A 17,710-nucleotide genomic window follows, 5' to 3' on the forward strand; every position below is an offset into this window, starting at 1 on the left:
GGAAATTTTTGCGCGAATTGCATTGAGGCAGCCTCAGCGCCCTCACCACGTCCTGTAGCGCGCAAAATCGGTTGGCACGAAGCGCAACATCACTTGGCAGCATTTACTGCTGAATAGTTAGCGCCAAATTGGCATCCCGTCGGATGGTTACAACAGGGGATGCTGGCGCATGTCGGACGAAGCAGAGATTAAGCTCTTCAACCAGAATGGCTGGCCGATGTGGCAGGAGATCCCGTCAGGGACAAAGCCGCAGTTCCGATGGCAAAACAGCTGGAGTGATGACGGCCTGCCAGATCTTATTGGGTTTGACGGCACTCAGCCGATCGGTCGCATTTTTCAGATCGAATCGGTCGCCACACCCGACGTATGGTTCTGGCTGCTTTACGGTGTCGAAGAGAAGAAGAGGAAGCGCCCTGTCCAAGGCAGCGGATGGGAGCGCTCTAAGCTGGTCGCGGCCTGCAGGGTGGAATGGTGTTACCGCCGGATGCTTGAAAGTGAATGAGGCCGGCTTGTCGCCGGCCTTAACTATCTCAGAATGGCTCGACGCGGTGGATGGCTTTGCGCTGGCAGCAACGCTGGCATATACATTGCGAACAAAGAAACAGCAAAGGTGGGACGATTGGCATGAACTGGGAACTTGTTGTGCAGGTGGCATCAGCGGTAGGCACGTTGCTGGCCGCATATTACACGTTCCGGGCGGCCTTAGCATCGAAGGAGGCTGCAGACGCGTCAAAGGATGCGCTCCGAAATCAGATGGAAGCGCGGCTGCACGTTTCGATCGCGCAAAAATCGGTTACGTTGAGTTGGGATCCGAGGAAAATGCGCGATCCTATTGTAGAGAGTTCATGCCCCTTAGAATGGGAACTGGTGAATGTAGGCCTGGGAGGCGCCGTTAATATCGATCTCACTCAAGAGATGCAGGTCGACCCCTACTATTTTGACTTTGTGCCTTCACGGAGCGGGCTAACGCTTAATGTTTCGAAGTCCGGTTGCCGCTGGAGTAACATCTTCGGTCCGCCATTCTCAGAAGTATCGGAGAGCTATCTCGGAATAAAGCAAAACGCTGCACCGTCCGGCGCTTCCACGTCGATCTCCTGGCCCAAGAGCATGCATTCGCAGTTGTTTTTCGCATTTATGACTGAGGTCACCAAGCCCGACGTCCTATTTATCGAGGCTAACGTACAAAATCAGGGCCGCATTCTCACGGTGTCAGCGTCATATGCTGCTGCTGATGGCACAAGCAGGGTTGTGTCGACGTCTTACCACGTTCACTGCAGTGCAGCCCGATTCCTGGGGCCGTCGCCCCACGAAGGCGCGACCGACATTGAACAGGCCGGCCCTATCGAGCTGGATCTCATCTTCAGCCCAGTCGGCTGAAGGCCCTAGCCCTACGGCGTGTCGGCTGGATCGAGTGCCCAGCTGTCGCCATGGTACCGGCCGCCAGCGGCGAAGAACTTGGCATAGAGTGCTGCATCCGCCTCGTTCAGCTGGTCATAGGTCTTGCCTGTGGCGAGGACGTCGACCAAGTGGAAACGGTAGAGGATGAACGAGCGCCCCTCGTTGGGATTTGCCGAGTTGTAAGCCGGGATATTGCCGAACGCGACGGCCTCCTTCGCCGTAGTCGATACGCTGCCAGGAACGGTGCCGCTCCAGCCTGTCGGACGGCTGGCCGCCACACGCTGGGTTCCGGTGGCATTGCTGAAGCCCGCTTCAAAAAGCTTGTTGGCCGAAAATCCCGCGTTGTTGCCGATGCTCACTTCGAAGAGGTTGCTCGCAGTCAGCGCGGCGCGCGTGACATTGCCCCAGAGAAACATGGCATAGGACCGCGTCGGATTGGCGCGGATGTACTCAGCGACGACGTCAGATAAACGAGCATAGGCCGCATGACCGCCTTGAGCCGAGCGTGAGACGACGCCGTGCAGCGCCTTCTTTGTGGTGCGCTCGAATTTCGCCTCGCTGGTGGTGAAGGTATTGGTCCAGGAGAAGCCGAGGCTGGTTGCCGAGCCCGAGCCGATGAGTGCTGCGGCCTCCCTGGTGGCGATGTTGTAGATCACGTCGCCATTGGCGGGTACGCCCGACGTAGTGACATAGGAATGCGTCATGTCGAGCATGGCGAGACTGCCGGCCGTCAGGCCTTCGTCATCGCGCAGGATTGGCAAGCTGGTGTCGGTAAAGGAAACATCGGTCAGGCTGAGCTTCTGGCCCATATCAATAGTACCTCGTGTTGATGGTGGAGATGATGGCGTCAGACAAGGGGTCCGCGCCTGTGGTGGAGAGATGCGTGGCGTCCCAGGTCCATTCGATCCAGGTGCCGTCCACGTTGATCAGCAGCGCACCGGTCGTGCCGTTGGCGATGCGGATGTAATAGTCATTGGCCGTGCCTCCGCTCGGCAGACCGGCCGTCGACCAGGTGCCCTGGTAGACGAGTGCCGAGGGGCTGACAGGCAGCGCAGTGCCGCCAAAGAAGGACAGCGGCACGATGCCGTAGGTCGCGGCGACCTGCTCCTCCGTCATCCCTGGAAAGTGAGGGTCCGGGATGTTGCGGCCGGCAGCTGCTGCAATCAGCGCGTCATAGGGATGGATGGCGAGGCCGGGGAATGTGGCGTCATACCAAGCCTTCAGCTCGTAAAGCGCGCCGGTCTTTGCCTTCTGGTCCTCGTGCTGGGAGGCTAAGAGACGCGAGCCATTCCAGGTGAAGGTGCGCTGGCCAAGGACACTGAGAAACAGCGCCCGACGATCGCGCGAGCCGATCAACTCGTACATGGCCAGGCTTGTCTCACGGATCTGGGCAGCCGTTGCCTCGGTATTCGGCTGGTTGTTCTGGCCATGCCATGGAATGACGATCGCGCCGGCAAAGGCATCGCCCTGGCGTGCGATTTCGTATTCCATCATGGCCAGGATCTCGGATGATTTTCCCCCGCCGTATGAGTTGACGATGCCATCACGCCCCGACTTCGACAGGACGAGGCCGCCGGTGCCACCAACGCCATACATCGAGTCCGAGATCAGCCAGAGGAAGTCCTTGTGCCGGCGGGCATTCACCTGCATCTGCGCCGAAAGACGCACGCCGACGCTCGTTGCCGATTTGTCCGCCCGTCGCACCTCCCATTCGGAGGCATCGGCAATGCAAGGCAGCGTGATCGCAGCATTCGCGGCATAGGTAGAGGGCGCGCTGTTGACGATCTGCTGCCAGCCGCCATCGGCATAAAGAGCGTAGTCGCCACCGGCAAAGGTGATGCCGCCGGCGGTGCCTGCTGCGCTCGCCTGATAGAGTTCGCCATTCGCTGGCGATGCCGGCAAGCCACCGGAGGGCGCGAATTCGCCGCGATAGCAAAGATCACCCTTGGCCACATCGATCTTGTACCACCGCTCGTATTGCCAGCCGCCGCCGCCCGGCTGCGGGCCGATATAGAGGATGCGGTCACCCGCCGCATAGGTCAGGCCGTCGAATGCGCCGGCAGCGGAGGCCGTCCACCAGGTGTTCTTCGCCCGCGATCCGCGCGTGCCGGGTGCGGTCTGGATGTGCCAGGCGCTGTCCGAACCATAGACCAGCGCGTCGCCAACCTTCATGCCGGCAAAGTCGCCTGTCGAGGTGGCGTCGGTGCCGTTGACGTAGAGGAAGTAATCTCCGGCGGCAAAACTTCCTGACGGTGCGGAGACGGCCGGCCCCGCCAGCACGCCCTTATAGTTCGTCGAGGGCCAGCTGCCCGGCGACCAGGTGCCGCCATAGGACGTACCGAGGATCTGCAGGCCGAGCGACTTGCGGATCTCGATCGACTGGCCGGACTTGTTGAGGCCACGCATCAGCCGCAAAGGCCGCGCCGGAAACGGTTTCCAGAGGGATCCGTCGCCGGTCATGGTGGTTAGCGCCACCTCGCCGGTGCGTTGGCGCCAACGGTCAGGCTTTGCCGCCACCACATCGGTCGGCCTCGGCACCACGTTGCGCGACAGGCTGTCCAGCAGATTGTCAGCAGAAACCGATTTCCCGATCAATGTGCTGACACGTATGGTCACCGCACCGCTGTTGTCGATGCCGAAGGCAATGCGGCCGTTGGCATCGACGATGGCATAGGCAAAGCCTGTCTCGCTCGACATGGCCTGCCCGAACAGCCCGGTCACATCGGCTCCCAGCACCTCATAGTCGATACTGCCTTCGGCAAGACGGATCTTGCAGTTGACGGTGCCGTCGAGGTCGATCGTCAGGCAGGCACGCCCGCTCGCATCGACGATGGCATAGGCGGCGCCGCTTTCGATCGGCATCGCCTTGCCCACAAGGCCCGTCACGTCACTTGCAAGGTTGTCATAGGTGACGGCCTGCTCGCCCACCTTGATCTTCCCGCTCACAGTCCCGTCCGCCGCGATCATCAGGCAGGCGCGGCCGGCTCCGTCAACGATTGCGCCAACAAAGCCGCTCTCGGGGGCCATGCGGACAAAGCGGGCATCCGACATGCGATCATCGAGAACGACCTTGGTCGTTGCCGGGGTCATGGTCCTGTCTGCAGCAGCGCCGGCCAGTGCCTGGTCGGTCGAGGCTGGCGTCAGATAGTTGTCGCCGATCCGCACCCAGCGCCCCCAGGCGAGATTATACCGGTAACGCCCAGCATTGGAGACAGCCGCGCCGTTGTAACCGGTCGAGGTGGCAGCAGGATGCGTGCCGGCATCGCCGTCGAGAACCTGCCCGCCGGCGCCATCGGTGGTGGAGGTCCGCGGACTGAGCGCCGCCCAGGTCGCCTCGGTCAGCAAGCCTTTCACCAAATCGTCACGGACGCTCTGGAATTCGGATGCGATCGCGCCGGTGACAGCCAGCTGGCTGTTGAGGTCAGACACAGCCTGCAGGCCGGTCGAGCCCGAACGATTGCCGATGATCTCATCGATCAGCGGCACCCGGTTTGTGAGATTGGTAGATTTGACGCCTGCGTCTGCCATGGGGTGCCTCAGCGAATGGTGACTGTGAAGGGACCGGCAACAGGTCCGGGCAGGCCGTCCGCGTTTTGCGGTTCGACCCAGATGTAATGGGTGCCCTGCGCCAGGCAGGTTGCGGTTTCGAGATAGGCGACGACGTTATCGACGGAGCCGTCAAAGGCGCTGTTGGCCAGCAGTTCGAAGGTGTTGTTACCGGCCGCCGCCTGGATGCGATCGGCAAAGATGCCGTTGGCTGATCGCGCCGTGCCGGCGCGCGTCGTGCCTCCTGTCAGGCGTGGCGTTAGCGTGCCAGCCGTCACGCCTGAAAGCTGGGTCGAAACGCGGAAATACTGGCCGGCAGTGGTTGTAAGCGGCTGGCTGATCGCATCCATCGAGCCCGGCGTGTGGGTTGCGACACCTGCCGCGATCTCCCATCCGGCATCGAGCGTCCAGGTGCCTGTTTCGCTCATTGCGCCGTTGATCAGCAGGTTCTCGCGGGTCGCGTCACCGATCGCAACGGAATAGGAGCGCGATGCAACGACCTCGACCTGACCGCCGATCGCGTCCGTTGCCCGGTTGAGCGCGGACGTGCTGGAGCGGTAGATCTGCACCTGCGTCGTTGCGGTGTCGGCCGAGGTGGAAAACTGCACCACGGCGCCGCCCAGCAGTGCGCCGATCGAGATCATGCTGTCGTCCAGCCCGCTTGCGGCGGAAGCATCGGTTGCGCCGACTGTCACGCTGACCACGGTCGTATAGGCACCGGGCGTGCCGCTTGACGAGAGAGCGGCCGCGCGCAGCTGCACCACGTTGCCGGTGGCATAGCCAGTGATCGTTGCGCCGCCATTCGAAGCTGGGAAGTCCAGCGTATCCCAGACCGTCGAGCCGTTAAGCCGGTGCTGCAGCCGGAAACTGGCGCTGGGGATTGAGCCGGTCCCCGGCGCCAGCAGCGCCGTGATGGCGCCAACCGCACCGGCACCATTCAAGCCGGTCGCTATGGAGGTAAATTTCGGCGTTGGCGGCACGGTGGAGCCGGCATCGATCTCGGAGCCGACGCGACCATTCCAAGCCGGCGCCACCTCTTCATCCGTCAGCTCGTCAATGATCGGCGCTGCATCGACCATACGGTAATGCACCGACATGTTCTCACCGGCCTCGACGTCCTGGATGATGACGGGAATGCTCTCGCTGGTCGAACGCCCGAAATGCACGATGTCCCCAACGGCCGGCATGTCGCCTTCGCTTCCAAACCGCAGCAGGCGCGTCTCACCGGCCGCAGTCACGACCTGGCGCACAACAGAAGTCCCGACCGTGTCCTCGTCATCGGCGAACACACGGAAGCGCACCGCATAGGTCACGCCGGCATCCATGGTCACCGGATCGGATAGCTCGATCAGGCGCCCCTCGATCGAGCGGACGCGGGCGGTTGCCTGCGTGCGGTCGAGGATATCCATCGACAGCATGACCAGATCGCCGCGTGTCGCGACGCGCGCCGGGCCGTCCTGTGATGCCTCGTAGATGTCCGGCCGATAGAGCGCTTCGTACATGCGCCGGCGCGCCTCGCGCCACACCTCGGCCGGGTTCGTCTTGCCGGGCAGTTCAAGCTGCTCGGTCAGCGTGATCGGCCCACTATGGCCCGGCCATGGCACCAGGCGCTCGGCTGGCTTGTAGTCATTGGTGGCGTCGAGGAACTTGACGCGAAACCCGTGTGGCGGCCGAATATAGGTTCGTGTCGAGCGCATATTGTAGGCATTGCGGGGGTTGATGTGGTCGACCACCAGCGTCTGCGGCCGATCGATGACTACGCCCCAGCGCACGCCGTCATGGCGCTTGGCGGCCCGGCCGGCGCCAGCGATCTGGGAGAGCATGTCGCCGAGCGACAGCGACGGATCGTCAATCACGCCATCAAACTTCAGCCCCTTGATGCGGCAGAAGTCGTGCCAGTCCTCCAGCTGATCAAGATCAATGCCGGCATCACTCACCGGCCGTGGATTGGCATTGCTTTGCAGGACGTCGCGATAGAGTGACGCCGGATTGCTGGTGGCTCGCGCGACCCAGGCGCCCGTCGCGTGGTCGTAGTCGAGGCAGATCCGCGACGCCTCGGCGCTGAAGTTATCTAGCTGGCCATTCAGCTGGTGCGTCGCCTTGATGCGCAGGGCTGCGAGAGAGAGCGGCTTGGAGAAATTCAGCACATACTCCGGCCGGATAGTCTGCAAGGCCGCCCAGGTGGTGCGCTGCTGGATCTTGATGTCGGTCGTTTCCGGCGTCAGCATGATCACCCGGATCTCCCAGCGGCCGCGCGTTGGGAAATCCCAGGTGTGCTGGCGATAGAAGGCTTCCAGCGTGCGTGCGGTGATGTTGAGCGTCACCACGTCCGCCCAGGCTTCCGTGTCGCCAGGTGTCACCAGCCGGTGCTGTATCTTCATCGAGACAGTGGTGGCGTTCGTTCCGCCCTTGTCATTGCTGGCATAGAGGCCGGCCGGCCAGCTGAAGATGGCCGAGGCGCCAGAGGCATCGGCGCCGGTGGTGCGCGTGACGGGCGTTTCCTCGGCCGCACTGCCGCTGATGATTTCTCCGAGATCGTCGCGCGGGAAAGGTCGTGTCAGCTCGGCGCCGACGTTCTCTTCGGCCACCTGCCGGGGAAGGAGCGAGATCGGCGCATCGCCGGTCAAGCCGCTGCGCAGTTCCGTTTCCACCTCGTCATATTCCGAGATGTCAGTCTCGCCGATCCTAAGGGCGCTCAGCGTGAGCCAACCATAGCCAAAGTTGAACAGGCTGCGGACATAAAGCCAGTTGCCGACGATCTCGCTATGTGACAGCGCGCCGAAGGGCGGTGCATAGCGGATCTTGCCCAGCACGACGGGCACCGCACCCTCGCGGTCCAAACGGTTGCGCCAGCCACTGATTGCATAGCGATTCTCGCGCTCCTGGCTCTGCGGCTTCTCAGGCGGAATAAGCGCATTGATCAGCAGGTTGCCAAGCACCGAGACGCCAATGCCGATCAGGCCACTGGCAATGGCAAAGCCGACGGTGCCGGCCGTAAAACCCAGTGCCAGAGCCCAGTATTGACCGAGCGCGACTGCGGCGATCGAAACGACGATCTGCAGGATGGACTTCAGCGCATTCTTGCCAGGCAAGACACGGATGACCACGCGCACGCCCGCATTCGGATAGGCCCGGTGCCAGATAGTATGCGGCACGATCTGCGTGCCGCGATCGGTGACGAGAGCCACACGGATATATTCGCGGCCGATAGCACGATCCGGCAGCACCTGGTCGACAATCTGCGCAATCGTCATGCCGGCCGGAAACTCCGCCGTGATGCGATCCTGCCCCGGATCAAAGGCCGGCGCTGCCAGAACGGATACGAGACCCTGGCTCATCGAGCAGCCCTCGAAACCAGTTCAACATGCCTGTAAACGCCCGTTAAACGGTGTTTCCAGACGCCGCCTTCGTAGCTCTCCACCTTGGCGCAGTCTTCGCCGGCCGCGTGCAGCATGAGGCCGTGCTGCACCACGATGCCGATATGGGTATCGAGGCGGCCACGCCGGAAGACGGCCACGTCGAAGGCCACGGCACGCCCGGTCACAGGAATCCACATCGGCATTGCTGTTGCGCCCGCCACCAGGGCGGCGATCTCGGCATGCTCATCGACAGAGCTATAACCGAGATAATCCGGCAGGCTGATCTGCAGCTCCTCGCGATAGACAAGGCAGGCAAGGCCCCAGCAGTCGCAGCCGTCGCGGTCGCGGCCGAACTCGGCAAAGGGCAGTCCAACAAAGCGGTTCGTCCAGTCGATCATAGGTAAAGCCCCGGAAACCCGTCGCGGCTCATTCGGCCGCCCGGAAAATATTCGTTCTCGATTTCCTCACGGCTGATCGACAGCGTGATCTCGCCGGCATTGATGTCGGCCGAGATGATTTCGAGGTCGGTGTATTCGACCTCGATGAGGCTGGGAGAGGAGGCCAGCACCACCGCCATGTGGAGGGTCGCGATGTCGACAAAGGAGCGCACCAGGCGCACCATGTCCGCATCGAGGTTTTCCAGCACGAGCTTTGCCGATGCCGGCGCATCCTCCTGGTCGGAGGGCAGCACGGTGGATGCGACGACCCACAGGAACGGTTCCGTCACGGGGTTTGCACCGCGCCAGGTCGATCGGGTGCCGTAGTAGAGCGGATCTTCCGACAGCCGTTCCGTATTATCGGTGGACAGCCGGATCGGGGCAGACAGCAGCGGATGGTTGATCTCGAACAGCACCACGTAAAGTTCGGACGTCGCCTCGGCATCCTGGGCCAGTCTGGCGTTGAGGGAGACACGCCTCATGGCATCACCTCGACAGAAAACGTCTTTCTGAATTCGACACCAACGATCGTCTCGGCCGGCAACTCGTCGCCGAAGGTAACGAGCCACATGGCAGCCAGCAGGATCGGCTGGCCTTCACTGGTCAAAAGCGGCTGGCCATCGCTGGCCGTCAGTGCCCAGCCGTCCGTGGTCGGATCCGGCATGCGAAACAGCAGCGCGCCCTTTTTGGTGTCGTACTCATAGAAGTTGTCGAAGATCGCCCGCTGATCGGCCGTCAGAAGCACCGACAGGCTGACCACTTTAGAGACGTTGGAGAACCGCCGGCGGAAGGCGGCTGGGCCTGCATCCGATGAGCGGCGCAGACGGGCTTCCTGTGGCTGCGACGACCACGTGTTGCGCTCGGGCTTGGGAAGTTCCGCGGGCCATGTGGCAATCGTCATCGCGCCACCCGCTGGGGCTTCATGCCGAATTCGCTCTGCAGCGAACGGCGCAGCGGGTTTCCTCGTTGTGCCACGGCGCCGGCGGTCATTTCGCCGACCTGGATGACAGTCTGCCGGCGACCCTGCTCATCGGTGCGCTCCTCCGCCTGCACCTGCTCGCGACCGTAATTGTTGATGACGATCGAGGAGCCGCGATCACTGGCGCCGGCCGCATAGGGATCGGCGGTGCGGGCATTGCTGTTGGCGCTGGCATAGACAGGGGCGATTGAGGCCACATAGCCGCCTGTGTCGAATCCGGTCTTGCCCCCGCTGCGGGCCATGCGGCGCAGGCCGTCGAGATTTTGCACTCCGATCGCGGCCGTGCTGGCGGCATCGAAGACATATTCCTTCTCATGGACGACGCCGGCGACGCGGGTCGGGTCGGACCCACCGGTGTCACCACCGCCGGAGAAGCCACGTACGAGGAACGAGCCGAGCGTCGTATTGGCAGACCAGGCCGAACTGGTCGGAGAGACCCCGCCGAAGAGCTTGCCAATCCCGCCGACGAGCGAGGACCAAAAACCACCGCCCGACGATGCACCGCCGGTCGCTGCGATATTGCCGATCTGGCTCAGACCGTTCGACAGCTGGCCGAGGCCATTGCCGAACACGCCGAGGTTCTGCGTGGCCGCACCGGTCGAGCCGGCCAGCGAGGCCAAGGATGCCGAGGCTTCCGTCGCCCGGCGGATCTGCAGTTCGGAGGCATTGATCCAGGACGTGGCGACGGAATTATCGGTATTGCCCGACAGCATCTGGAATTGCTGCTGCCCGCCCAGCATGCGGCTGGCGCCGGTGGCAAAGCCGACATGTCCGCCAGTGCTTCCCGCGCCGAGCCCACGCGACTGGAGCAGTACGTCGCCGCGCAGCAGCTGACTGGGATCGACCGCGCTGCCCCAGTTTTGGAACGAGTTTGCCGTGAGCGATCCCGAACCATCGATCCCGACTTGCTTCAGCGCCGAGTTCACGAAGCCGGCGCACCAGGCGGTCGTTGCCGCATCGATGTCGACGCCGCCGGCGCGCAGGAAGGAGTTTATATCGGTGCGCTGGCTCACCTCATTCGAGCCGATCAGGCCGAGCGCCTTGTCGACGGCATTGCCGGCCAGCCCGGAATAGACGCGCCGGCGCGCCAGCGAGATGGTCGCACCGCAGTCGGTGCATTCTTCGGTGCCAGCGCGCTTCAAGGCGGCGCTGGCGGCGCGGCAGCCTGCCTCACGTTCCTGTTCGGCACGCTCGGCCGCGAGATCGAGCGCGGCATTGCTTCCAAAATTCATGGTTTTGCTCCTGCGGCATCGGCGGCTGCGACAGCCGACCGGCGCTTCTGCTCGCAAACGCGCAGCGCGCCCCGGTCGCGGCTCCAGCTGGTGGTGGTCTCGGCCTCGGACAGCCTGCGATCGGGCACGCCTTAGCCAGGTCGATGGTGATCGCCTGCCACTGATCCGTGACCGATGCGCGCTGGTGGACCCGGTCCATCTCCTTGCAAAAGGTCGTGTAGATGGCGAGCGTGCCAAACGTCTTGGCCTTGGCCTGGTCCCAGGCATTTTGCGCCCCGAGCAGCGCATAGCGGGGCAACCGCTCGAAATAAGGTAGTTGATTGTGGTTGGTGATGTTCATCGCTGTTTCGCCCTCCATTCGGCGTCTGCTGCCTGCTCCTCGCGCTCAAGCAGCGCCCGCAGCTCGCGGGCTCGCTCGCGCTTCAGAAGCGCCTCGTACTTCTTGGGGATGGCGATCAGCCCGGCCTCTTCGAGAAGGACGTTGAGGGCGCGGGCATCGCCGGTGATCGCGACCAGGGCGGCAAGCCGCACGGCCGAGATTTGGTTCTGCTCTTTGGCCTGGGACGTGTAGGCATCCAGCATGGCCTTGGAGACAGATGTCTTGGTCATGTCGGACATGGCGTGCGCTATGTCCTCGCGCGTCATGTCACTGTCGTCGATGGTAAGCGCGATGGCCTTGGAAAGCCGCCCGGCCAGGGACCACGCCTTGACGGCGTCATCGGCAAAGCGCTCGACGACCGGCTCTGGCTGGTAATCCCTGAAGAGATCGAGCGAAAAGGCATCGCGCTTGCGGGCCATTACTTGCGGCCCCGCTTTGCCTGCCAGCGCATGATGCCGGCTTCGTTGAGATCAAAGAAACGATCCTGCTGCGGCTCCTGCAGGCGACTGAACGACTGCGCCATCTTCTCCCAGGTCTCGATTGCCTGTTTCGGACGGCCGTCCAGATAGGCAAGCGCATCTTCGACGGAGGCGAACTTGCCCGACAGGATCAAGTCGACGACTGCGGTCTGGCGCTCTGCCTGCTTGATGCCGCCGAGCACATAAAGTTCGCCCTCAGACTTCGCCAGCGCATGCAGCTCGATGCGCTCCCGTTCGAGCGAGGGGATCGAGGCGATTCGAAGCGCGCGAAACACGCTGGCGCGGGAGATGCCGAGGAACGCCTGGGCGGCTTCGGAGAAGCTGGCGGCAAACTGCGCGCTGGCCTCTGCAAGCGCCTCATCCGAATTGAGTCTAAACTTTAGACTCAATTCATCGGCTGCCTTTAAAGCCGGTTTTGGTCCGGGTTTAAGAGCCGGTTGAGCCGCCCGGTAGATGGCGCACCAGTCGGCAATCGCGACGCTGCGATAGAGCGCCGTAAGCGGATTGCGCAGCAGGTTTTCCGAGATCGATCGAAGCCGGGGCTCTGCCTCAGATGCAAACTCCTCCGGCGTCTTGATCAGTGCCCGGATCGTCGAAACGTTGAGAAAGCGCACGGCTTCCAGACGCAGCCGGCCAAAGGTCAGCTGGAAACGGTCACCGCTGGTGATGACTTCGATTGCCTGCAGCTGGCCCCGGACGTCGATATCCTCGGCCATGGACTGGATGGCATACTGCGGATGCTTGCGGTGGTCGCGGGCGATGTCGACGAGTGCGACGGGGATCTCGCGCTCGATGCTGATCGGCGCAGCACTGTCTACGGATGCGATGCGGGCTGCCATGGCGTTCATGCCACGCTCCGCGCGCTGTCAGCCGTTCCTGCGCGTTTTTGGCTAGCGGGAGCAGCGGCCTTGCTGGTAGTCTCGCCAGCATCATGACGGCCAAGCGTATAGCTGTCGGGGAAAAGTTCGCGGAACGGAATGCCAAGTGCCGAGGCAATTGCTTCGGCACCTGGTCTGCTGGCTCCGATGATACCCGCACGGCATGCGCTGTCGTAGAGGCCAGCATCACGAGCAATTCCTGTCAGGGTTTTACCCTGCCTTAGAAGCTCGGCTTTGATGGCCGCGCGATCCCACTTTTTAGTGGTCGTCATGGTTGCTCCCTAATTTCTGACCTCTGCGAAAGGTCGGTTCAGTGGGGGGTAGTCGTTCAAACAATGTTGCAACTGCATATTCGCGTAATTGCTTGATTCGGTCAACTCGATCCACGTGATTATTTGGTCAAAGTTCACGGAAAAGATTGAATCCGCCGAAGCCGCGCATTCAATAGGTAAATCAAGCTGTTAATGCGGAGATTGCCGACAGGGGGGACTCTGACGCAAGGTCAGAGTTCGCGTTTTTATGGGAACAACGTTCCAGCAAAGACTTGAGGAATTGATTGACGGCGAATCAGTCCACGCTTTTGGAAAGCGGGCTGGGATCAACGACACTTCAATGAGGGCCTACCTGCGCGACACCATGCCGGGACTGGATAAGTTGGTCGCGATCGCCGAGGCCGGGGGCGTCACCCTCGATTGGCTTGCTCGGGGAATTGGCCCTAAAACGAGCAATGTTGATGACCTCACCGTCACGGCACCGGACGGTAATCAGGCACATTTTCAGCTCAAGACGTCGGAGCCAAAAGGGTTTGCCCTGATACCTCGGCTTGATATTCAGGCTTCAGCAGGAAACGGGCGCGTCGCGCTGCACGAAGACCCATTGGAATATCTAGCATTTCAGAGCGATTGGCTTCGCGGTCGCGGAATCAACCCATCGACGGCGAGGATACTCACCGCTCGCGGCGATAGCATGGAAGAGACGATCCGGGATGGCGATGTCCTGCTCGTCGATGCTTCGATCGACCGTGTCAGGGACAATTCAATCTACGTGGTCGTTTATGGCGAAATGGTTCTCGTAAAGCGCATACACGGGCGCCTGAATGGGTCATTTCAGTTGATTAGCGATAATCCACGCTACCCACCTGAAGAGGTCTCTGCAGGTGAAGTGGATCAGCTTAATATTGCCGGCCGCGTGATGTGGTTTGGAAGATCGATTTAACGGAGCTGCGCATGCATAAGGCATTGATTCTGATCACGTTAGGAGTAGCTCTTGCTTCTTGCCAGAGCCAGATGCGCGCACTGGAAAGTGGCGGAGCAATACGAGTTGAGCCCTCCAACGTGGCCGGTGCCGACTACGTCGTACATCTGCGCAACACAGTAGATTTCGGCTACAACCCGGACGATAAGGCCAATCGGGACAAGTTTGCTCTTCAGATGCTGCAGAAGCAGTGCCCAACTGGTCGGATTGTAAAGGAAACCAGCGTCGAAACAGGCACCTATGCGCTCGGCCGCGTCGCACGCACCCACTTTGTTTACGTGAAGTGCCAGTGATGGCGTCTCGCATCCTCCACGCTGCCCTGGCAGGCGTTCATTCTCCGAGGGCGATGATCTTCGGTCTTCTGCTGCTTGCATCCCATGGCAGCGCCTTTGCAGGCGAAGAGGCTGGCATAATCAAGCTGGGCTCGACCTATTGGATGTCCAAAGAGTGCCGGATTACAATCAGGCCTGATGTCGAACGCTGGCTGGAGGAGTTGGGCACTAAATCAGCCACGGCTGACCAGGTGCAGGAACTTCGGCCGCGCGTGGAAGAAGCAGTGAAGGCTGCCTTCGCTGCGGATGGCAAAATCCTCACATGCATCGCTTTGCGAGCGGCTCTCTACCGCGACGGTTGGCTATAGGCGGTATCTGTCTAAGCCCGCCATCCTGCCAAGTGATCTTGCGCGCGGCTTTCTGCCAACCTTCCCACAAAGCGTCGTGAACGCCCTTATATTCCGGGCCTTTCGCAGCCATTCCCACGAATTCCTAGATATTCCCACTCACTGCCATCTGTTATTGCGGGTTACACGTCCCTATGCCCTATGCCCTATGCCCCATGCCCCATGCCGCATGAACCGCTTGACGTTCCGTTCGAAACAGACTAGAACAAAAGAAGAACAAAGACGGAGATGCCTTATGACGAGTGCAGAGCAAGTCGTAGAGAATGCATTGGCGGCCGTTGCCGCGTCGCGGGCCTTGCGTGAAAAGGCTGCGGAAGACCGCAAGAAAACGTTCCAGCGCATCCAGATCGCCAGCCAGAAGCCGCTCTATGTGCCCAAGGGCGTGCAGATGCCGCTGCGTTTCAGCTAATCCTGCGGCGCGGTGATGACAGCCTACGAACAGTCATTAACGGTTTCGGCGCTGCCTGCGCTCGAAATACCCGAGACGTCCGCGCCAGTTCGACGGGTTAATGTTGTGTTAAAAAAATCGGAACCGATCCGCCCCTCACCTGTTTTGTCATTGGCAAAAGCGGAATGCCTGAACCAAAAACAGGAGTAACACTTATGTTCAAGACACTGATGACCGTATCCATCCTCTCGCTTGGTCTGGCCGGCGGCGCTGTCGCACAGACGTCCATGGGCAATGGCTCGGCAGCGGGAACCGACATGCAGTATGGCACCTCGACAAACCCCGCCTATGGCACCTCCGGCGCCAGCACGGTGGATCCGACGGTGACATACAGCACAACGGGCACAACCATTCATCCGGGAACGACACTGTCGTCTGACGGCAATTGCTCGGCCCCCGTGCCGGTTGACCAGGTCGAGCAGAGCAAGAACCCGGTCACGCGCACCCAGTGCTAATCTGGGCTGATCCGGGCTGATGTGGATCGATGCTGACGGTGGCGATACGGGAAGCCTGTATCGCGCTTGGCATCTTAGTCTCTGAGATTTTAAAGGGGTGGCTTTAGCTGCCCCTTTTTCAGGACAGTCCTCACAAGCGCCTGGCAAACGGCTGCGACGCGCCGGCAACCTCAAGGCGGTCACCCACCCCTTTACCGGCCTTTCCGTCATCATTCGCCTGTTTGCGCGAACGGATTTTACACGCACAAGTGTGGAAGCGGAACGTATTTCCTTGCCGTGCGGCTCATGACGTCGGAAAAGCGTTCAAGCGAAGTTTTGCAAGATAGGGCAGTTCCATGACCATCAATCCGTCCGTGCTGAGTGTGATCGGCAATACGCCTCTGATCCGCCTCAAAGGCCCGTCCGAGCTGACGGGCTGCGACATTCTCGGCAAGGCTGAATTTCTCAATCCGGGCCAGTCGGTGAAGGATCGCGCCGCACTTTATATCATCCGGGATGCGGAAAAGCGTGGCCTGCTGCGTCCAGGCGGCGTCATCGTCGAAGGCACGGCCGGCAATACCGGCATCGGCCTGACGCTGGTGGCCAAGGCGCTGGGGTATCGCACCGTCATCGTCATCCCGGAAACGCAGAGCCAGGAAAAGAAGGATGCGCTGCGACTTCTCGGCGCCGAACTGGTGGAAGTGCCCGCCGTTCCCTACAAGAACCCCAACAATTACGTAAAACTGTCCGGGCGCCTGGCCGAAGAACTCGCCAAAACCGAACCGAATGGCGCGATCTGGGCCAATCAGTTCGACAACATCGCCAACCGCCAGGCCCATATCGAAACCACGGCCGAGGAAATCTGGGCGCAGACGGATGGCAAGGTGGATGGCTTCATCTGCGCCGTCGGCTCCGGCGGAACGCTGGCCGGCACCGGCATCGGCCTCAAGGCGAAGAACCCTGCCATCAAGATCGGCCTTGCCGATCCGGACGGTGCAGCGCTCTACGAATATTATGCCCATGGCGAACTGAAGTCGGAAGGCTCATCCATTACCGAAGGCATTGGCCAGGGCCGCATCACGGCAAATCTTGAAGGTTTCACGCCCGATTTTGCCTATCGCATCCCGGATGCCGAAGCGCTGCCGCTGGTGTTTGATCTGGTGGAGGAAGAGGGGCTTTGCCTTGGCGGCTCCTCCGGCATCAACATTGCCGGCGCAATCCGTCTGGCGCGCGATCTTGGCCCCGGCCACACGATCGTGACCATTCTCTGCGACTATGGCAATCGCTACCAGTCAAAGCTGTTTAACCCGGACTTCCTCTCCTCGAAGGGTTTGCCGATCCCGCAATGGCTGGTAGAGAAACGGGATATAGCAATCCCCTTCCAGCAAGCCTGAGGATCTCCATGCCGACGAAACCCCTCTACCGCGATGATTTCTATCTTTCCACGGCAGAGGGTATCGTTACCGCCATCCACGAGGATGGCGGCATCGAGTTGGACCAGACCTGCTTTTATGCAACCTCCGGCGGCCAGCCGGGGGATACGGGTTTTCTGGAGCGTGCCGATGGCTCGAAGGTCCAGCTCGGCCCAACCCGGCACGGCCCGACGAAGGACATCATCATCCATGTGCCGCTTGCCGGCGAGGCCGTGCCCGACATAGGCGAAAAGCTTGTCCTGCATGTCGACTGGCCGCGACGTTACAAGCTGATGCGCATGCACACGGCCTGCCACCTGCTGTCCGTTGTCTGCCCCTTCCCCATCACCGGTGCTGCCGTCGGCGAAGACGAATCGCGCGTCGATTTCGACATGGGCGACACGGTGGACAAAGACGAGGTGACGGCAAAGCTGATGGCGCTTGTTGCCGAAAACCACCCGGTTTTCCTGCAATGGATCACCGACGAGGAACTGGCCGCCAACCCGGAAATCGTCAAATCCAAGAACGTTCGCCCGCCGGTCGGCCTCGGCCGGGTCAGCCTTGTCTGCATTGGTGAAAATTCCGGCGTTGACAGCCAGCCGTGCGGCGGCACACATGTGTCCGAAACTCAGGAGGTCGGGGCGGTTCACATCGCCCGGATCGAGAAGAAGGGCAAGGAAAACCGCCGGCTGCGTATCCGCTTCGGGACACCGGGCGGCGAGACCGCTTAAAGGCCGTCGCAACACCTCCCCCCCCACGGCATCGCGGCGTGCTTGAGGCATGCCGACATCGAGGA

Annotated in this window: 20 protein-coding genes; 9 read left to right on the forward strand and 11 right to left on the reverse strand. The window is 61.4% G+C overall.

From position 1 onward, the window contains the following. Positions 1-169: 169 nt before the first annotated feature. Together AC4CWH_RS08625 and AC4CWH_RS08630 are read left to right on the forward strand one after the other, a co-directional pair. Complete coding sequence (locus tag AC4CWH_RS08625; RefSeq protein WP_491321221.1) at positions 170-502, forward strand: hypothetical protein; 333 nt, start codon at positions 170-172, stop codon at positions 500-502. Between the two features lie 122 nt (positions 503-624). Then, positions 625-1,377, forward strand: coding sequence for a hypothetical protein (locus AC4CWH_RS08630; protein WP_491321222.1), 753 nt, complete (start codon positions 625-627; stop codon positions 1,375-1,377). An 11-nt stretch (positions 1,378-1,388) separates the two neighbouring features. On the opposite strand, the gene AC4CWH_RS08635 is transcribed toward AC4CWH_RS08630, so the two are convergent. From AC4CWH_RS08635 to AC4CWH_RS08685, 11 genes are read right to left on the reverse strand one after another with little or no spacing between them, the layout of a single operon-like run. Continuing rightward, on the reverse strand, positions 1,389-2,207 hold the full coding sequence (locus AC4CWH_RS08635) for a hypothetical protein (RefSeq protein WP_491321223.1): 819 nt from the start codon (positions 2,205-2,207) through the stop codon (positions 1,389-1,391). Between the two features lies 1 nt (position 2,208). Further along, on the reverse strand, positions 2,209-4,926 hold the full coding sequence (locus tag AC4CWH_RS08640) for a hypothetical protein (protein WP_491321224.1): 2,718 nt from the start codon (positions 4,924-4,926) through the stop codon (positions 2,209-2,211). A gap of 8 nt (positions 4,927-4,934) precedes the next feature. Continuing rightward, on the reverse strand, positions 4,935-8,282 hold the full coding sequence (locus AC4CWH_RS08645; RefSeq protein WP_491321225.1) for a TipJ family phage tail tip protein: 3,348 nt from the start codon (positions 8,280-8,282) through the stop codon (positions 4,935-4,937). After that, positions 8,279-8,701 (reverse strand): NlpC/P60 family protein, encoded by a 423-nt coding sequence (locus AC4CWH_RS08650; RefSeq protein WP_491321226.1) that lies wholly within the window; start codon positions 8,699-8,701, stop codon positions 8,279-8,281. Before AC4CWH_RS08650 ends, AC4CWH_RS08645 begins: the two co-directional genes overlap by 4 nt. After that, positions 8,698-9,222 (reverse strand): hypothetical protein, encoded by a 525-nt coding sequence (locus AC4CWH_RS08655; RefSeq protein ID WP_491321227.1) that lies wholly within the window; start codon positions 9,220-9,222, stop codon positions 8,698-8,700. The genes AC4CWH_RS08650 and AC4CWH_RS08655 overlap by 4 nt, the downstream gene beginning before the upstream one ends. Then, positions 9,219-9,641 (reverse strand): hypothetical protein, encoded by a 423-nt coding sequence (locus AC4CWH_RS08660; RefSeq protein WP_491321228.1) that lies wholly within the window; start codon positions 9,639-9,641, stop codon positions 9,219-9,221. The genes AC4CWH_RS08655 and AC4CWH_RS08660 overlap by 4 nt, the downstream gene beginning before the upstream one ends. Next, positions 9,638-10,951: a hypothetical protein gene (locus AC4CWH_RS08665; RefSeq protein WP_491321229.1), complete on the reverse strand. Its 1,314-nt coding sequence runs from the start codon at positions 10,949-10,951 to the stop codon at positions 9,638-9,640. Before AC4CWH_RS08665 ends, AC4CWH_RS08660 begins: the two co-directional genes overlap by 4 nt. Then, positions 10,890-11,291 (reverse strand): hypothetical protein, encoded by a 402-nt coding sequence (locus AC4CWH_RS08670; protein WP_491321230.1) that lies wholly within the window; start codon positions 11,289-11,291, stop codon positions 10,890-10,892. Before AC4CWH_RS08670 ends, AC4CWH_RS08665 begins: the two co-directional genes overlap by 62 nt. Further along, positions 11,288-11,749, reverse strand: a complete 462-nt coding sequence (locus tag AC4CWH_RS08675; RefSeq protein ID WP_491321231.1) for a hypothetical protein — start codon at positions 11,747-11,749, stop codon at positions 11,288-11,290. The genes AC4CWH_RS08670 and AC4CWH_RS08675 overlap by 4 nt, the downstream gene beginning before the upstream one ends. Continuing rightward, entirely contained in the window at positions 11,749-12,657 is a 909-nt protein-coding gene (locus AC4CWH_RS08680) for a ParB/RepB/Spo0J family partition protein (protein WP_491321232.1), read from the reverse strand. The genes AC4CWH_RS08675 and AC4CWH_RS08680 overlap by 1 nt, the downstream gene beginning before the upstream one ends. After that, positions 12,654-12,959, reverse strand: a complete 306-nt coding sequence (locus tag AC4CWH_RS08685) for a helix-turn-helix domain-containing protein (protein ID WP_491321233.1) — start codon at positions 12,957-12,959, stop codon at positions 12,654-12,656. Before AC4CWH_RS08685 ends, AC4CWH_RS08680 begins: the two co-directional genes overlap by 4 nt. A 247-nt stretch (positions 12,960-13,206) precedes the next feature. Between AC4CWH_RS08685 and AC4CWH_RS08690 the strand changes: the two genes are divergently transcribed. The 7 genes from AC4CWH_RS08690 (at position 13,207) to AC4CWH_RS08720 (ending at position 17,645) form a co-directional block, all read left to right on the forward strand. After that, a complete protein-coding gene (locus AC4CWH_RS08690; protein ID WP_491321234.1) occupies positions 13,207-13,902 on the forward strand; it encodes a S24 family peptidase in 696 nt (231 codons plus the stop codon). Between the two features lie 11 nt (positions 13,903-13,913). Further along, positions 13,914-14,234, forward strand: coding sequence for a hypothetical protein (locus AC4CWH_RS08695; RefSeq protein ID WP_491321235.1), 321 nt, complete (start codon positions 13,914-13,916; stop codon positions 14,232-14,234). After that, positions 14,234-14,581: a hypothetical protein gene (locus AC4CWH_RS08700; protein ID WP_491321236.1), complete on the forward strand. Its 348-nt coding sequence runs from the start codon at positions 14,234-14,236 to the stop codon at positions 14,579-14,581. The genes AC4CWH_RS08695 and AC4CWH_RS08700 overlap by 1 nt, the downstream gene beginning before the upstream one ends. Before the next feature lie 274 nt (positions 14,582-14,855). Continuing rightward, positions 14,856-15,029 (forward strand): hypothetical protein, encoded by a 174-nt coding sequence (locus AC4CWH_RS08705; RefSeq protein ID WP_491281656.1) that lies wholly within the window; start codon positions 14,856-14,858, stop codon positions 15,027-15,029. Positions 15,030-15,223: 194 nt separating this feature from the next. After that, positions 15,224-15,523 (forward strand): hypothetical protein, encoded by a 300-nt coding sequence (locus AC4CWH_RS08710; protein WP_491321237.1) that lies wholly within the window; start codon positions 15,224-15,226, stop codon positions 15,521-15,523. A gap of 335 nt (positions 15,524-15,858) precedes the next feature. Continuing rightward, the gene (locus AC4CWH_RS08715; RefSeq protein WP_491281658.1) at positions 15,859-16,896 is read left to right on the forward strand and encodes a cysteine synthase A; all 1,038 of its coding nucleotides are present in this window, start codon (positions 15,859-15,861) and stop codon (positions 16,894-16,896) included. A gap of 8 nt (positions 16,897-16,904) precedes the next feature. Next, positions 16,905-17,645: an alanyl-tRNA editing protein gene (locus AC4CWH_RS08720; protein ID WP_491321238.1), complete on the forward strand. Its 741-nt coding sequence runs from the start codon at positions 16,905-16,907 to the stop codon at positions 17,643-17,645. Positions 17,646-17,710: the final 65 nt, after the last annotated feature.

This window comes from Neorhizobium sp. PAMB6716 (assembly GCF_058242805.1).

Excerpts from the sequence above, each read along its gene's own strand:
- AC4CWH_RS08625 (WP_491321221.1), top strand. The coding sequence starts at position 170 with ATGTCGGACGAAGCAGAGATTAAGCTCTTCAACCAGAATGGCTGGCCG.
- AC4CWH_RS08630 (WP_491321222.1), top strand. The coding sequence starts at position 625 with ATGAACTGGGAACTTGTTGTGCAGGTGGCATCAGCGGTAGGCACGTTG.
- AC4CWH_RS08635 (WP_491321223.1), bottom strand. The coding sequence starts at position 2,207 with ATGGGCCAGAAGCTCAGCCTGACCGATGTTTCCTTTACCGACACCAGC.
- AC4CWH_RS08640 (WP_491321224.1), bottom strand. The coding sequence starts at position 4,926 with ATGGCAGACGCAGGCGTCAAATCTACCAATCTCACAAACCGGGTGCCG.
- AC4CWH_RS08645 (WP_491321225.1), bottom strand. The coding sequence starts at position 8,282 with ATGAGCCAGGGTCTCGTATCCGTTCTGGCAGCGCCGGCCTTTGATCCG.
- AC4CWH_RS08650 (WP_491321226.1), bottom strand. The coding sequence starts at position 8,701 with ATGATCGACTGGACGAACCGCTTTGTTGGACTGCCCTTTGCCGAGTTC.
- AC4CWH_RS08655 (WP_491321227.1), bottom strand. The coding sequence starts at position 9,222 with ATGAGGCGTGTCTCCCTCAACGCCAGACTGGCCCAGGATGCCGAGGCG.
- AC4CWH_RS08660 (WP_491321228.1), bottom strand. The coding sequence starts at position 9,641 with ATGACGATTGCCACATGGCCCGCGGAACTTCCCAAGCCCGAGCGCAAC.
- AC4CWH_RS08665 (WP_491321229.1), bottom strand. The coding sequence starts at position 10,951 with ATGAATTTTGGAAGCAATGCCGCGCTCGATCTCGCGGCCGAGCGTGCC.
- AC4CWH_RS08670 (WP_491321230.1), bottom strand. The coding sequence starts at position 11,291 with ATGAACATCACCAACCACAATCAACTACCTTATTTCGAGCGGTTGCCC.
- AC4CWH_RS08675 (WP_491321231.1), bottom strand. The coding sequence starts at position 11,749 with ATGGCCCGCAAGCGCGATGCCTTTTCGCTCGATCTCTTCAGGGATTAC.
- AC4CWH_RS08680 (WP_491321232.1), bottom strand. The coding sequence starts at position 12,657 with ATGAACGCCATGGCAGCCCGCATCGCATCCGTAGACAGTGCTGCGCCG.
- AC4CWH_RS08685 (WP_491321233.1), bottom strand. The coding sequence starts at position 12,959 with ATGACGACCACTAAAAAGTGGGATCGCGCGGCCATCAAAGCCGAGCTT.
- AC4CWH_RS08690 (WP_491321234.1), top strand. The coding sequence starts at position 13,207 with ATGGGAACAACGTTCCAGCAAAGACTTGAGGAATTGATTGACGGCGAA.
- AC4CWH_RS08695 (WP_491321235.1), top strand. The coding sequence starts at position 13,914 with ATGCATAAGGCATTGATTCTGATCACGTTAGGAGTAGCTCTTGCTTCT.
- AC4CWH_RS08700 (WP_491321236.1), top strand. The coding sequence starts at position 14,234 with ATGGCGTCTCGCATCCTCCACGCTGCCCTGGCAGGCGTTCATTCTCCG.
- AC4CWH_RS08705 (WP_491281656.1), top strand. The coding sequence starts at position 14,856 with ATGACGAGTGCAGAGCAAGTCGTAGAGAATGCATTGGCGGCCGTTGCC.
- AC4CWH_RS08710 (WP_491321237.1), top strand. The coding sequence starts at position 15,224 with ATGTTCAAGACACTGATGACCGTATCCATCCTCTCGCTTGGTCTGGCC.
- AC4CWH_RS08715 (WP_491281658.1), top strand. The coding sequence starts at position 15,859 with ATGACCATCAATCCGTCCGTGCTGAGTGTGATCGGCAATACGCCTCTG.
- AC4CWH_RS08720 (WP_491321238.1), top strand. The coding sequence starts at position 16,905 with ATGCCGACGAAACCCCTCTACCGCGATGATTTCTATCTTTCCACGGCA.